This window comes from Paenibacillus validus NBRC 15382 (assembly GCF_004000985.1).
Lineage (GTDB): Bacteria > Bacillota > Bacilli > Paenibacillales > NBRC-103111 > Paenibacillus_G > Paenibacillus_G validus.
Window position 1 is genome coordinate 22,628 of the sequence record NZ_BIMH01000027.1, and the last position, 12,933, is coordinate 35,560.

General features: G+C 54.9%; 13 protein-coding genes. 4 read left to right on the top strand and 9 right to left on the bottom strand.

Translation table 11 applies throughout. The features are described 5' to 3' along the window. Positions 1-44: 44 nt before the first annotated feature. From PVA01S_RS17055 to PVA01S_RS26720, 4 genes are all read right to left on the bottom strand, one after another. Positions 45-1,373 (bottom strand): ABC transporter substrate-binding protein, encoded by a 1,329-nt coding sequence (locus PVA01S_RS17055; RefSeq protein ID WP_127608608.1) that lies wholly within the window; start codon positions 1,371-1,373, stop codon positions 45-47. Positions 1,374-1,822: 449 nt separating this feature from the next. After that, positions 1,823-2,008 (bottom strand): hypothetical protein, encoded by a 186-nt coding sequence (locus PVA01S_RS17060; RefSeq protein WP_127608609.1) that lies wholly within the window; start codon positions 2,006-2,008, stop codon positions 1,823-1,825. Positions 2,009-2,122: 114 nt separating this feature from the next. Beyond that, the gene (locus tag PVA01S_RS17065; RefSeq protein ID WP_244932978.1) at positions 2,123-3,103 is read right to left on the bottom strand and encodes a TRM11 family SAM-dependent methyltransferase; all 981 of its coding nucleotides are present in this window, start codon (positions 3,101-3,103) and stop codon (positions 2,123-2,125) included. A gap of 95 nt (positions 3,104-3,198) precedes the next feature. Then, positions 3,199-3,372: a hypothetical protein gene (locus PVA01S_RS26720; RefSeq protein WP_164751869.1), complete on the bottom strand. Its 174-nt coding sequence runs from the start codon at positions 3,370-3,372 to the stop codon at positions 3,199-3,201. A gap of 180 nt (positions 3,373-3,552) precedes the next feature. Between PVA01S_RS26720 and PVA01S_RS17070 the strand changes: the two genes are divergently transcribed. Next, complete coding sequence (locus tag PVA01S_RS17070; RefSeq protein WP_127608610.1) at positions 3,553-4,440, top strand: phosphatase PAP2 family protein; 888 nt, start codon at positions 3,553-3,555, stop codon at positions 4,438-4,440. A gap of 81 nt (positions 4,441-4,521) precedes the next feature. On the opposite strand, the gene PVA01S_RS17075 is transcribed toward PVA01S_RS17070, so the two are convergent. Continuing rightward, positions 4,522-5,832 (bottom strand): MEDS domain-containing protein, encoded by a 1,311-nt coding sequence (locus PVA01S_RS17075; RefSeq protein WP_127608611.1) that lies wholly within the window; start codon positions 5,830-5,832, stop codon positions 4,522-4,524. Positions 5,833-6,108: 276 nt separating this feature from the next. Here PVA01S_RS17075 and PVA01S_RS17080 point away from each other — a divergent pair, with 276 nt between their 5' ends. Then, positions 6,109-6,792 (top strand): ATP-binding protein, encoded by a 684-nt coding sequence (locus PVA01S_RS17080; RefSeq protein ID WP_127608612.1) that lies wholly within the window; start codon positions 6,109-6,111, stop codon positions 6,790-6,792. A gap of 73 nt (positions 6,793-6,865) precedes the next feature. On the opposite strand, the gene PVA01S_RS17085 is transcribed toward PVA01S_RS17080, so the two are convergent. The 4 genes from PVA01S_RS17085 to PVA01S_RS17100 form a co-directional block, all read right to left on the bottom strand. Then, on the bottom strand, positions 6,866-7,456 hold the full coding sequence (locus PVA01S_RS17085; RefSeq protein WP_054797656.1) for a TetR/AcrR family transcriptional regulator: 591 nt from the start codon (positions 7,454-7,456) through the stop codon (positions 6,866-6,868). A 61-nt stretch (positions 7,457-7,517) separates the two neighbouring features. Then, entirely contained in the window at positions 7,518-8,438 is a 921-nt protein-coding gene (locus PVA01S_RS17090; RefSeq protein ID WP_164751870.1) for a CPBP family intramembrane glutamic endopeptidase, read from the bottom strand. Between the two features lie 313 nt (positions 8,439-8,751). Next, positions 8,752-11,232, bottom strand: coding sequence for a S1C family serine protease (locus PVA01S_RS17095; RefSeq protein WP_127608615.1), 2,481 nt, complete (start codon positions 11,230-11,232; stop codon positions 8,752-8,754). A gap of 208 nt (positions 11,233-11,440) precedes the next feature. After that, positions 11,441-11,956, bottom strand: coding sequence for a ferritin (locus tag PVA01S_RS17100; protein ID WP_127608616.1), 516 nt, complete (start codon positions 11,954-11,956; stop codon positions 11,441-11,443). A gap of 302 nt (positions 11,957-12,258) precedes the next feature. On the opposite strand from PVA01S_RS17100, the gene PVA01S_RS17105 reads away from it, so the two are divergent. Then, positions 12,259-12,435, top strand: a complete 177-nt coding sequence (locus tag PVA01S_RS17105; RefSeq protein ID WP_236595753.1) for a DUF3231 family protein — start codon at positions 12,259-12,261, stop codon at positions 12,433-12,435. Between the two features lie 17 nt (positions 12,436-12,452). Then, positions 12,453-12,923, top strand: a complete 471-nt coding sequence (locus PVA01S_RS17110) for a hypothetical protein (RefSeq protein ID WP_054797654.1) — start codon at positions 12,453-12,455, stop codon at positions 12,921-12,923. Positions 12,924-12,933 lie beyond the last annotated feature (10 nt).

Below are 12,933 nucleotides of genomic sequence, written 5' to 3' on the forward strand. Positions count from 1 at the left end.
AAGAGGGCCAATAGAGGCCCCCTTCATGTACAGCCGAGCGGAAATTACTTGCTTTTGTCTTTATCCATAATCGCTTGCAGCGCCGCGTTTGCTTTATCCGCAGTATCCTGAAGGTTGGTCTCGCCAGCCATAACCCGCTGTACGATTTCACCTACAGCGTCGCGGGCTTCTCCTACGCTGATGACCGTCGGACGGTCATGGTCTACGCCGCCCTTCACGCTTTCCTTGATGACCGTAACCAGTTCCGCCGGGAATCCGGTCGTGCCTTCAGGGTTATCCCAAACGGATGCGCGTGCGCCAGGGTTGCCTTTTTGCTGCGTTTTCAACACGATTTCCTTGCTGGTCGCCCATTTCATGAACTCCCATGCGGCATCCTTGTTAGCCGACTTCGAATTCATTGCCAGTCCCCAGGAAGTGATGTTATACGGCTTGGAACCGGCTTTGCCGCCCGGGAATACCGCGAAGCCTACTTGATCGGCCACTTTCGATTTCTCCGCGTCCGTGAGGTTCTTGTAAAGCGAGTTCGCATCCGTGAGGAACGCCACTTTACCTTGTGCGAATATACCGAAGGCTTGCGGCCAAGACATATTCAGTACGCCCGGAGGACCGTAATCCTTAAGCAGCGTTCCGTAAGTCGTGAATGCCTTAATGGCTTCCGGCGTATTGATCGTCGCTTTGTCCCCTTGCGAGAAGTCCGCACCTTCCGAGTACAGGAAGGAAGACACTTGCGTGACGAGCGGCGAGCGCTGTCCGCGGGCAACGAAGCCGTACATTTCGTTCTTCGGATCGTGCAGCTGCTTCACGGCCGCCACCAGCTCATCAATCGTTTTCGGCACGGCGATTCCCGCTTTTTGCAGCAGGTCCTTGCGGTAATACAAAATCTCTTGCTCCGTAATGATCGGAATACCCGCCAGCTTCCCGTCCACCGTCACACTGCCGACGGCCGATTTGGAGAAATCGGCAAAATCATAACTGGCATCCTTCTGCGGGTATTCATCCAGCGGAGAAACCCAGCCGTTCTTATAGAACAGCTTGCCTTCCTGAAGCGGACGGTACATGAACACATCCGGGGTAGCCGATCCGGAAGTAAACTGAACGGTCAGCTTTTGCGTCAATTGGTCTTCGAAGAAGCTCTGTACATTAACTTTCATCCCGGTTGCGGCTTCAAACTCCGGAATGAGCGGCTTAATCGCATCGTTCCAAGGATGGTTCGCGGTAACCAGTGTAATATTTTTACCTTCAAAAGGTTTGGCGGCCGGCTTGGCAGCTTCCGGCGCTTCGCTTGCTTGCTGCTGTCCGCAGCCTGCTGCCAAGCTTGCCGCTACAAGTACGGACGCGCTAACGCCCATCCAACGACTCCAAGATTTTCTCATGAATAGACCTCCTATTTCATCTCTGTTTTGAAAAGGCTTTCTTACAAGATTCAGCATACCTGATCGCCTTCTGATCCGAAATAACGAAAACTAAACATCAATAACTACGCTTAAACATCTTTGCAAGGGAGACCTTTCGAACCCAAAGAAAAAAGAGGAGACATTCCTGAATCGTCCAGGAACCATCTCCGATTTGTTCATTGAGCCTCCGTTAATGAGAGGATCTTCTTATCATTTCTCTCTGCTTGGTTCTCATTCGTCTGTCGTCGGGCTCATTAGGCCCCCCGTCCTTCTACATGACCTTCCTTCCAAATCCTGCATCTCTATACGACCTTTACTAGCGGCTATGGCATCCTCTCCTTCAGGCGCATGCCAAAGCCGGACAGACCTGCATCGGTCTGTCCGGCTATCACCACTAGAGCGCCAGGCCGGCTGAACCGGCTCAGCTTTTAGTCGGCCTCCTGCCCGCTGGCCATCGGCCGCTCCTGCCCGGAATCGCCGCCGTCTCCCCCGCGCAGCTCGATCTCGCCAGGCGATGGCTTCGCTTGGTCTGACCCTGCTTCCAACAGCCGGAGCAAGACGGCAAAAGCGGCAAGCCCCGCAGCGAGCCAGCCCGCTACTACCTCTATCCACATAGACTTCCCTCCCGTTCAGCTCTGGTCACGATAGTGCAGGATATGTGACTTGGTCGGGATTCGTTTGGACGGGCGGGCGCTCATCCCCGGGCTTATCTGTTTTCTGACGACTAGTTATCGCTCGCATACCGTGACATAGCGGGCGAACGAGCCTTTCTTGACGATGCAGCCGTCCGTAATCGTTAAGCCGGCCAGCCGGATCGACGGCTCGATCGGATCGATAGCGATTACGACTACGCGCTGCGCCATTCGCCGGGCGCTGCGGAGCAGGTCAAGCTGCTCGTCCTCGGACAGCTTCGAGCACAAATTGTACGGCAGGTCGAGAATCGCCGTATCGTAGCCGCCCTCCACTTCGCGCATATCCCGCAGCTTGACGACGTCCGGATAGCCGAAATGGCGAAGGTTCTCGCGTGCGCCCCGCACCGCCAGCGGATTGACATCGAAGCCTTCGATGTCCATTCCCATCGACAGCGCCTCGATCAGCACCGTACCGATGCCGCAGCACGGATCCACGGCGCGGACTCCCGCCGGCTGCGGAACGGCGATATTCATGATCGCCCGGGCCACGCGAGTGCTCAGCGCCGTCGAGTACGGACGCGGCCTATCCTTGTGGCGCAGCCATACCGCCGCGTTCTCCGACAGCTCGCCGAAGACCCAGCGATGCTTCAGCTTGGCTAAGCCGAACGTCCGCTTCGGCGTTCGCATCTCCGCCTTCCCGCGCAGCCGGGCCCCGACCTGTCGCTCCAGAGCGCGGCGCTCCTCGTAAGCCGCCGGCTCATCTGCGGGCACATAGATCACCTTGAACGTATCGCCGTTCAGATCGATCCCGCTCGCCCGCTCCGCGACCTCTTCGACCGCAGCTCCTTCGAACATGACGTCGAGGCGCTGCTTCATGAACGGACTCCGGCTGAGGTCCAAACCGAGTTCGCTTTCAATCCAGGGCGAGGCGTCCTGCACACCGAACCAAACGCGCTGCTCCAGCGCGCATAACGAGGCCTCGTCCTCGTGATAAGCGAATGTATATACATAACGAGCTTGCGGCTCCAACATCATCGGCTCCTTCTGGCCGGCCGTACCGGCCGGGAATGCTTCCATTGTATACGAAAGCAGCCGAAAAAGCCCGTTCCTGCCAAGCCAAAAAGGACCTTGCGTTCAAGGTCCTTCCTTCCGTGCCCTTACCGAGAGACCGGTTAGCTTTCGATGATTTCATCCAATTCCGAATCGCTGCGGTTCGCTTCCGCGATAATGCTCTGATCCGTTTCATTCTTGCCTTGGATCGCTTCTGCCGCCTGCGCTTGCCGGTTCAACTGCTCTTCCGTCTGCCCGATGCCGTGGGCGCCTTGATGGTTTCGGCTCGAAGTCATTCGTATCACCTCCGTACATGTAGATGCCGGCTTGCCGGGTGTACAGCTGACTTTTACTATGCACCGTTTCCGGTAATCGTATACAAGAAGGACTTACTTTACCCGAAGGTCATCGTTTATACTAAATAACAAATACCCGATCGTTGCCCAGCCAAATCCGCCCGAGGAGACCATAACCTCATGTTCAATCGAAATCGATCTTGGAGCGCCCCGCTTCCGCTTGCTTTCCTGGCATTATGGGGAGGACTGGCCTTACTGCTGGGGCCGAACGACCTGTATCTATCACGGATGCTGGCGGACACAAGCTCGCAATGGGCCAGGTTCTTTGAAGTTTACGGCGAGCATCCGGCCGTTCTGTTCGCTTGGGCCGGTTCTCACCTCCTGCTCGCTAGTTCGCGCCTGCGTAAAGACGGCTTGTCGTTTACGCTTCGGCTGCCCCTGCTCGCGGCGAATGTGACGGCCGGCTACGCCATCTTGCACATGACCGCAGAACGGGCCTTTCATGTGAAGCCGACCGGCCTACACGCCCTGCTCTCGCTGCTGGCCGTGGCGGCTGCTGCCCTGCTCGTGCAGCGACTGCTCGCCCGCTTGTCGGCGGAGTATCTTGCCCGCTTCGAACGGGCCGCCCTGCTCTCGCTGCTGCTCGTAGCGGCCGAGCTTGCCGCCGTGCATGCGTTGAAGTGGGGGTGGGGCCGCATCCGCTTCCGGGATCTGCTGCCCGATCATTCCAATTTCACCGCCTGGTACTTGCCGCAAGGACCGAACGGCAACCTCTCCTTCCCGTCCGCCCATGCCGCCAACAGTTGGACGATGCTGCTGCTGCCCGGCTATGTCGCCGCCGCAGGCGTCCGCGCCTATTGGCGTTATGCGGCATGGGGCTGCGCCATTGTGTGGGCGTCGTGCACCTCGTTGAGCCGCATCGTCATGGGCGCGCATTATGCAACGGACATCTTGTTCGGCGCCTGCATCACGATCTCGCTATACTGGGTGCTGCACCGAACCTTGGAAGCGGATACGGCGTCTGTTCGTCTCCGGCCCTTTACGCAGCGAAGCGGACTGCCTAAGTAATGTCCAGGCTCGCTACGAAAGATATTACGCATCATCGTTCAGCTATAGGCGCGACAACGACGCCCCCCGGAGCACCTTGGCCTACCCTTGCATCGGCAGCCGGACCGTCACCTTCGTGCCCTCATCGAGACGGCTCTCTACGGTAATATCGCCGTGGTGGTGCTCCACCAGCTGCTTGACCATGAACAGTCCGATGCCCTGTCCGCCTCGCTGCTCGTTCGTTTTCTCATACTTTTGAAACAATCGGCTGAGCTGGTTATCCGTCATGCCGACGCCATAATCCTGCGTGACGAGCACCAGCTGCCCGGTCTCCCTATACGCCTTGAAATCAACCGGCTTGCCCTCGTCGCTGTATTTGATCGCATTGCTGATAATGTTCGACACGATCAGTTTAAAGCCCGTCGCATTGCTCAGCAGCGTCTCCCTCCCATTCAACCGGATCTCGTGGTGCAGCGCGATATTTTGCGTCCTCGCCTTGACCTCCATAATCTCCATCACGTCCAGCAGCAGCTCCTTCGGGACGGTCAGCCTGCGCCGCCAAAGCGCGTCGGTGGTCAGCATTTGCTCCGTGCTGATGATATGGGAAATTTCATTATCGATCAACGCAACGTAGTCGCGAATCGCCTTCAGCTTGTCGCGGTCCTCCTGATCCTGAACCTTGCTCATCAGCAGCGAGGAATAGGCCTTGATAACCGTCAGCGGATTACGAACCTCATGGGAGACAACATGGACAAAATCAAGCTTCTGCCTGTACAAATCCATCTCCGATTCCATTTCCTTCTGTACGGCCAGCGCCGGATAAGTCACGGCATGATTCGATTTATGGTTATAAAGACTCGACAACACCAACTTGTCATCGGTCATCAAGTATGGATGCGTTTTCATAGCTTCCAAAAGAACAGCCGCGTTTACGTTCGAAGCATCATACCCACAAACGGTCACAAACCCCAGCCCGCTCAGTGAAATGTCACAGCCATGTTCATAAGCATGAATCTTCTCCGGCATGTCCGGCTGCTCTTTCCAGCCCACCTGCCCCCACAGCCGCATATCGACCTGATCTTCTAAGTAGGGGGCGATAATTTGGTTCAAATTCAACAAGATCCGGGAGAAATGAAAATCCTCGTGCATGTCATAAAATTCGGTTTGATTGATGTAATGGACGTACTGGCGGATACGTTCATCCGTCACTTCTTGCCGCAGCGCCTCTGTCATCCTCTCAAAATGGTCGGACGTATCGATGATAATAACCCGTTGATCCAGATTGATCCCCATAATAATAAACGAAACGGCATTGCTGATATATTTCTCCGTATCGTTGTAAAAGTACAAAATATGCGAACCGTTCTGCACATGGAACTTGCTCGTAAGAGGTATGCTGCTTTGTCGGGTCATCCGTTTGTTCCTCCAAAAAGTCGTTTCCTGTCATCGCGCATGCGCCGATTCGTCGCGAATCAAGCTCTTGCCGACTGCGATTTCAGAGTTGTTTCGCTGCTTTAGGATCTACTTTCATTATAGCCGTCCCGATCGAAAAGACAATGAAAAATCGTCAATTTTTTCCATCTTCTGTTGATCCTTGCCAAATTGCGCCGCACTTCCTCCACAAATTCCACTTGCCCCTTTTTATCCCTATAGTGGATAATATAAGTAAAAACTGTCGGGAGATCCTGCATGTCAACCACCGCAGAAAAGGAACTGCAACTATACAAAAATGCTTTCTTCTATGATTTCGTAGGAAAATCGATCGTTGACGTTCAGGGCGCATGGATCAAAGTAAGGAAGAAAAATTACTACTTGTCGATTATGGAAGAGGAGCTGCGCCGGATCGAGCAAATCGTAGGCGAGCTGCTCCTGTTGGCCAAGCCGCCCAACGTTCAATTCCGCAAATATAATCTGGTCGATACGATTGAGCAGATCGTCGCCCTCTTGCAAACTCGGGCGATCATGAACAATATCGAGATCGAGTTCCAGCGCCGGGCGGCCGAAACGGAAATATACTGCGACGAGAACCAAATCAAGCAGGTCTTCATCAACCTGATCCAAAATGCGCTCGAAGTCACGCCTGTCGACGGCCGCGTCGCCATCGACATCGATTCTGACGCGGATGGCGTCGCCATTGCGATACGGGACGAAGGTCCGGGGATTCCGGAGGATAAGCTGCGGAAGCCGGGAGAGCCGTTTTTTACGACGAAGGAAAACGGGACCGGCCTCGGCTTGACGGTCAGCTACAATATCATCGAAAATCACGGCGGCCGCATCCAAGTGAACAGCATCGTAGGTCAAGGTACGACGTTCACGATTCGTCTGCCCTTTGAGCCGAAGACATTGGCGGCGGAGCCGCTGTTGACGGGATAGCGCAACGCCAAAAAAACCCCCTCTATCGTTCACGTTACGATGGAGGGGGTTTTGGGTTCATCGTTCCATCCCTTTATTGAAGCGAACGGAACATCATCTGATAAATATCGCCAAGCGCCAGCGCATCGCGCTCCGGATCGATCACGCTCTGCACCCGCATGCCATATAAGAAAGTGACGAACATCATAGCCATTTTCTGCGCATCTACTGACGGCGGAATGACGCCGTTCTCCTGACCAACGCCGATCCACCTGCTGGAGGTGGCTAACGTATGCTCGTAAATGCCGCGTACGAGCCCGGCTACCTTCGGGTTGTCCATTTGCCCGAGCAAATAGATGAAAATTTTGTTGGACACGTCCAGATGCTCGGCACTGCGAGCCATTCCTTCGGCAATCGTCTGCAGCGGCCGGTTGACGCTCGCCGTCTGTTGATCGGCTACCGTTTCGAAAAACTTCACGTTCACTTCTTCCATTCGCGATTTCAAAATTAACCCGAACAGTTCGTCTTTGCCGGAGACGTAGTGGTAGATGGCGCCCTTCGATAGTCCGGAGCGGTCGATGATGTCCTGCAGCGTCGTTTGCCGGCAGCCTTTCTCCCGGATCAGTTGTTCAGCGGTGTCTAAAATGAGCTGAAAGCTCGCGCTTACGGGCGAGGGTTGAACCATAACGTTAATGACCTCCTGCCTGAAGTACATATAAAGCCAGTATATACCGACGGTCGGTTTTTCACAATGCCGTGTCGGCCGATGCCGCTGAACCTTGTCGAATCCCGCCCCGATGAGGGTGGGGGCGATGACGATCCGCCGTCCATAGCGCGTTCAAGTTGTCCGCCGGCGTCCAGATGCCGTTCCGGCCGTAAAACCCGTAGGTCAGCACGAGGATGAGAAACACGAGCAGCGCTTGCTGCAACAGCTTAGTCCCATCCGTCAGCGGTACGGCGAACGAGACGAGCGATACGCCGTAATCGTCGTTGAACCATAGATCGAGCGCCCAGTTATGCGCCGCATGCACGGCGGAGGATATCCAGAGCGAGCCGCTCTTCAAGTAGACGTAGCCGTAACACAGGCCTCCGATGAAATGGATGAGCAGCGGGTACATGTGCAGCCCTTTCGTCGGGATATGCGTCAGCGCGAACAGGAACGAGGCGGCGAGCAGCATCCCGAGCGGGCGCAGCCGGTGCAGATTGGCGAACATGTAGCCGCGATTCAGCACCTCTTCCTGCATGGAGGCGATGAGCCAGCCCAGGAAGCCGTACGCCGCGGCACCCAGGAAGGCCGTGTCGCCCAACTTCTCGAGCCGGAACACGGTGCCTAGCCCGGGCTCCCGGCTTGCCGCCGCGAAGGCGAAGACGATGGCGGTCGTCATCGACGCCGTTACCGCCGCAGCGGCGAAGGCCAGATCCTTGCGGCGTACGGCGAAGCCGAGCCGGAACGGCCGGCCGCGGTCGAGCAGCTTGTATGCGGCGAATACAGCCGCAGTGAGCCAGAGACCGACGAGAACGTTCATAGAAGCGAGAAAAGCGTATTCCGTTCGCACCCTTTCAAGCTGGTCCATAACGGCCAATACGCCGAGAAACGCAAACATCGAGACGAAGTAGGCGACAATGGCCATACTGATCCGTGCAAACGGGTTGAAGCGTGGGGACATAGATTTATACTCTCCTTTAAAGTGAAGTTCGCGCAGGGCGCCGCCGATTGACCGTACAAACTTTTCTTTTCCGCCCCAGATACAGACCGTCGGTCGGTTTGTTAATAAGTTCAGTATACATACCGACCAACGGTCTGTCAAGGGGCACAATAACCGCCCTCCGTCAAGCGCCGTCATTTTGCCGCACGGCGTTGCCGCTGGGCAACGATCGGGTACAAGCCGTACAGCCCGCTTCACTCCTCAAATCAAACAATCGCACCTCGCTTAACGGATGACATCCGGCAAGCGAGGTGCGATTAAAGAGATGCCAAGCTTATTTATCCTTGAAGTGCATCGTGAAAAAAGCATCGTTCAGACGCTTCCACTGTTCGTCGGTCTTGACCGCATCATTCAGACGCAAGCGGACCGTGTACACAATGCCGTGCTTCTCGAACACGTACTCGTTCTGCGTGTAAGGCACGTTGCGGCTCTTGTATTGCGTCGCGTATTTCTTCACATCGGTATCAAACAGCTTCTCATCCGTTACCGTGTATTTGTAGTTGGCGTCCGTTTCGGCGCTTTTCTTGTAGTCCTGCTCCAAGCTGTTCACCTCGTCCTGGAGGTCGCTGGAATCGTCGGCGGTAATCGTGAAGCTGCCGCCCTCGAAATGGAACGTCTTCCTATCCGAGCCGCTCTCGTCGTCGTAACCGCCGGTCCAATCTTCCGGCGCTTTCACGGAGTACCGGTATTTTTCGTTGGTGTATGTCGATGTTCTGTTCAGGTCGAGCAGATCGTCTTCGTCTTGGATAAAACCGAGCGAAGGGTTGGTCGCTTCTTTCGGGAAATGGATCGATTTCTTCAAATCGGCTATCACTTCATTCATTTCCTCTTGATTCGCGTCCTCCGGGTAGGTCGTTATCAATTCGTACTTGTATTTGTCTTTGATCAAGTAAATGACGTGCATATGCTCCCATTTATCGCCCATCGTATAGGAGTAGCGGTTCTCGATGGCGGCGACGTCGGCGATTTCGGTCTCTTCAGCGCCCTTCACCTTCCGGTAGTCGGCCACATATCGATCCGTAAACCGGCTTTCCTCGCGGTTAGCCCATGCCTTCAACGTATCGCCGGAAGCGGCTGACGTCACTTGAACCGATAACGATTTCTCCTCGTCCTCGCTTCGGTAGGTCAGTCCCCCGCCCCATTCGCGGCCGCTCCACTCCGCCGGTACGTCGAACATGAGACCATACGGCGTCGTAACCGTGTCTTGGGTCTGATAGACGGAGATGTCTTTGAGCCCGCCATTGTCAGCGTCATACGAAAGCACGAACGAATCGAGCAAATCGTTATAGCTGTTGCGCTTGAAGCTGTTGTTGTACAGTTCCCCGCTCTTGACAGCCAGTGTGATGTAGAAAATTTTATCAGCCTTCTGATAAGCCCGAACCTGATAAAACTGGTCGCCGAACTCGCGTTTGCCGATTAATTTCGCATAGTTGTCCGGCTCCTGCTCGACATATTGCTTCTCCAGTACGGTGTTGCCGTATTGGTTGTCACTCAGCTTGCGCAGCAGGCCAAGCGGCGACAGATCGACGCTTTGCTTCTCCTGGATGTTGATGTTGATCGCGAACTCTCCCTTGGAATCGGCGAACGATACGCTTTCGCCGTCGGAGGATTGATCAACCTTGATCAGTCCCGCCGGATACTTCATTGACCAGCCGTAGTGGCTGTCGCCGATATGCGTCTTGCCTTGGTCCGCATCGATATAAGAGCCGTCCGCCTCTTGCTCCGGCGAAGTCGCGCTGGACTCGTCCTCGCCAAGCGTCAATTCGGCGACCTTCTGCCCGGCGGCGTTCTGCAGCTTCAGCTTCACCTTCTGCTCCGGCAAAAATTTCTTTAACGCCTCATTATATTCCACAAGCGTTCTTGTCTTGGCTTCTTCGATCGCCATCAAGACGTCGCCCTGCTTCACGCCCGCTTTCGCCGCCGGTGAATCCGGCTCCACATACGTCACTTCCAGCCCGTTGCCGGACGGAATGCCGACGACCGCCTCCCAGCTCTCGCCAAGCTCGACGCCAAGATACGGACGTTTCACCTTGCCGTATTTAAAGAAGTGGTCGAGCACGTGCTGCACCGTATCGATCGGGATGGCGAAGCCCAGACTGTCGACGCCGTACTCTACGTACTTCAGCGTATTAATGCCGATCACTTCGCCCTTCAGGTTGACGAGCGCCCCGCCGCTGTTGCCCGGGTTGATCGCCGCATCGGTTTGAATGAGCTGATATTTCGATTGCACGGAACGCTCCATGCCGCTGACAATTCCATACGTAACCGAATTGCGCAGCGTGAAGGACAGCGGCGTGCCGATCGCCATGACCGGCTCGCCGACCTTAATGTCGGTCGGGCTGGCGAACGTGGCGGCGGACAATCCGGTCGCTTCGATCTTGACGAGCGCCAAGTCGCTCTCCTCGTCGTAATGGGTCGTCTTGCCCGTATAGGACTTGCCGTCGGAAGTGACGACCGTTATGTTATGCATATCTTTGACCACGTGCGCATTCGTTAAAATATATCCGTTGCTTCGAACGACTACGCCGGTGCCGTGCGCCAGATTGTAACGGCTCGATTGCCATACCTTCTTGCTGTCCGTCGGCTTGCCGATGATGGCAACCACCGAGGATGTCGTTTTGTCGATGACGGCCGGGATGACGCCGCGATCCTCGGCAGCTCCGGCGTAAGCGGCAGGCGCCGACAACGTCGCCAGGATAACCGCGGTTGCGGTCGCTTTTACCACTTTGTTGCGGATGGTTCTGAGCTTTTTCATTCGTTGGTTTCTCCCCACGCCCATATAAATATACAAATCATTTCCATTTATACTAAAATCTATCACACTCGCGAAATCGTTTGCAAGATATATATAAAGAAAGAACGGAGGCCGATGCTTGCCGTCATGGCTTGTCTAACGCAAGCCGCCAAACGAAGAGGCTGCCCCCTCAGTGAAAGCTGGAGGAACAGCCTCTTGATTGAACCGTTTAAGCTTCGCCGGCCGCGGGCGGTGTGAACGTGCGCTGGGCGAGTTCGGCGTCCAGCATGTAGAACGCGTTGCTGTCCTTATCGATGCGGCGCAGCTTCTGAATGATGCTATCGAACGTTGCTTCTTCCTCCACCTGCTCGTCGATAAACCATTTCAGGAAGTTGATCGTCGCATGCTCGCGGTCGTTCCAGGCCGAATCCGATAAAGCGTAGATGCGCTTCGTGACCTCCTGCTCGTGGGCGAAGGCATGTTCGAATGTATCAAGCATCGACGTGTACTCGTTTGGCACGTCAGGCATGCCGGTTACCAACGCGCGTTTGCCGAGCGTATTGATAAAATGGAAAATTTTCATTGCGTGGAACTTCTCTTCCTCCGCTTGAACGATGAAAAAATTCGCAAACCCGTCGAAGCTTTCCGACGAGCAGTAGGCAGCCATGGCCAAGTAAACTTGAGACGAATAAAACTCGAAGTTCATTTGATCGTTTAATTGCGCGAGTAACGGTTCTTTTAGCATGTGTTCACGCCCTTTATCCGAAAGTTATGCGCGGGTTATTGTGCGACGGCAGACGAATGTTTATCCGCACACGCCGATTCAGGCTCTTCGAACCGCGCAGGATTGCGTCCTATTTTATCATGTTCCATGATCTTCCTCAACCGGGCAACCGCCTAATCAGGTGCTCTGACACTGCGCCGGGGGATAAGAAAGTTTATTTGGGGTAATTTAGAAAGGAGTCTAGGTATCAGCTGCCTGCGGGGTTCAGGAACAGGACGTCTGCACCGAAGCCAAGCGCAAGCGCTTATACTCGGATGTTTTTGATGATGGACGGACTGGCGTTAGGTGTCAGCATGCGTCGCGACATCAGCACCAATTATTACCGCCTGATGCTTGAAGTTAGTAAATTTGCCGAAAATGGAGCCGAGATTATGATGAATAACCGATGGCTGGAGAAGCCGCCCAGCGCTGTTGACCGTAAAGCTTTAGCACGTTTGTAAGTACGAGACGCGTCTCTATGCCAAAAAAAATCCCTCTCGAATCTTTATTTTGGTGTATCGCCTTCCCCGGTTTCGGCCAATTTCTAAATGGACAGTACTTCAAAGGTATCATCCTCATCGCGCTTGAGTTCGCCATCAATATGGGGGCGAATCTGAACACAACGATCATCGAGAGCTTTCAGGGCCGAATTCAGCTATCAATCGAGCATACGGACTATCAGTGGCTGATGTTTTATCCTTGCGTATACATGTTCGGCATTTGGGACGCGTACAAACATGCTGGAGGAGGAAAATCGCCGAATGCCACATTTCCGTTCGTCTTTTGCGCCTTCTTCGCTACGGTAGGCGTGGTGTACTCCCCGAACTTCCGAATTGCGGGCGTGCTGCTCGGACCGGTATGGCTGCCTATGCTGTTCGCCTTCATCGGCGTCTTCTTCGGCCTGGGGATCAAGCGCCTGCTGGATGGCAAGGCAAAAGGATCCGCTTAGACAAAACGGA

Excerpts from the sequence above, each read along its gene's own strand:
- PVA01S_RS17055 (WP_127608608.1), bottom strand. The coding sequence starts at position 1,373 with ATGAGAAAATCTTGGAGTCGTTGGATGGGCGTTAGCGCGTCCGTACTT.
- PVA01S_RS17060 (WP_127608609.1), bottom strand. The coding sequence starts at position 2,008 with ATGTGGATAGAGGTAGTAGCGGGCTGGCTCGCTGCGGGGCTTGCCGCT.
- PVA01S_RS17065 (WP_244932978.1), bottom strand. The coding sequence starts at position 3,103 with ATGGAAGCATTCCCGGCCGGTACGGCCGGCCAGAAGGAGCCGATGATG.
- PVA01S_RS26720 (WP_164751869.1), bottom strand. The coding sequence starts at position 3,372 with ATGACTTCGAGCCGAAACCATCAAGGCGCCCACGGCATCGGGCAGACG.
- PVA01S_RS17070 (WP_127608610.1), top strand. The coding sequence starts at position 3,553 with ATGTTCAATCGAAATCGATCTTGGAGCGCCCCGCTTCCGCTTGCTTTC.
- PVA01S_RS17075 (WP_127608611.1), bottom strand. The coding sequence starts at position 5,832 with ATGACCCGACAAAGCAGCATACCTCTTACGAGCAAGTTCCATGTGCAG.
- PVA01S_RS17080 (WP_127608612.1), top strand. The coding sequence starts at position 6,109 with ATGTCAACCACCGCAGAAAAGGAACTGCAACTATACAAAAATGCTTTC.
- PVA01S_RS17085 (WP_054797656.1), bottom strand. The coding sequence starts at position 7,456 with ATGGTTCAACCCTCGCCCGTAAGCGCGAGCTTTCAGCTCATTTTAGAC.
- PVA01S_RS17090 (WP_164751870.1), bottom strand. The coding sequence starts at position 8,438 with ATGTCCCCACGCTTCAACCCGTTTGCACGGATCAGTATGGCCATTGTC.
- PVA01S_RS17095 (WP_127608615.1), bottom strand. The coding sequence starts at position 11,232 with ATGAAAAAGCTCAGAACCATCCGCAACAAAGTGGTAAAAGCGACCGCA.
- PVA01S_RS17100 (WP_127608616.1), bottom strand. The coding sequence starts at position 11,956 with ATGCTAAAAGAACCGTTACTCGCGCAATTAAACGATCAAATGAACTTC.
- PVA01S_RS17105 (WP_236595753.1), top strand. The coding sequence starts at position 12,259 with ATGATGGACGGACTGGCGTTAGGTGTCAGCATGCGTCGCGACATCAGC.
- PVA01S_RS17110 (WP_054797654.1), top strand. The coding sequence starts at position 12,453 with ATGCCAAAAAAAATCCCTCTCGAATCTTTATTTTGGTGTATCGCCTTC.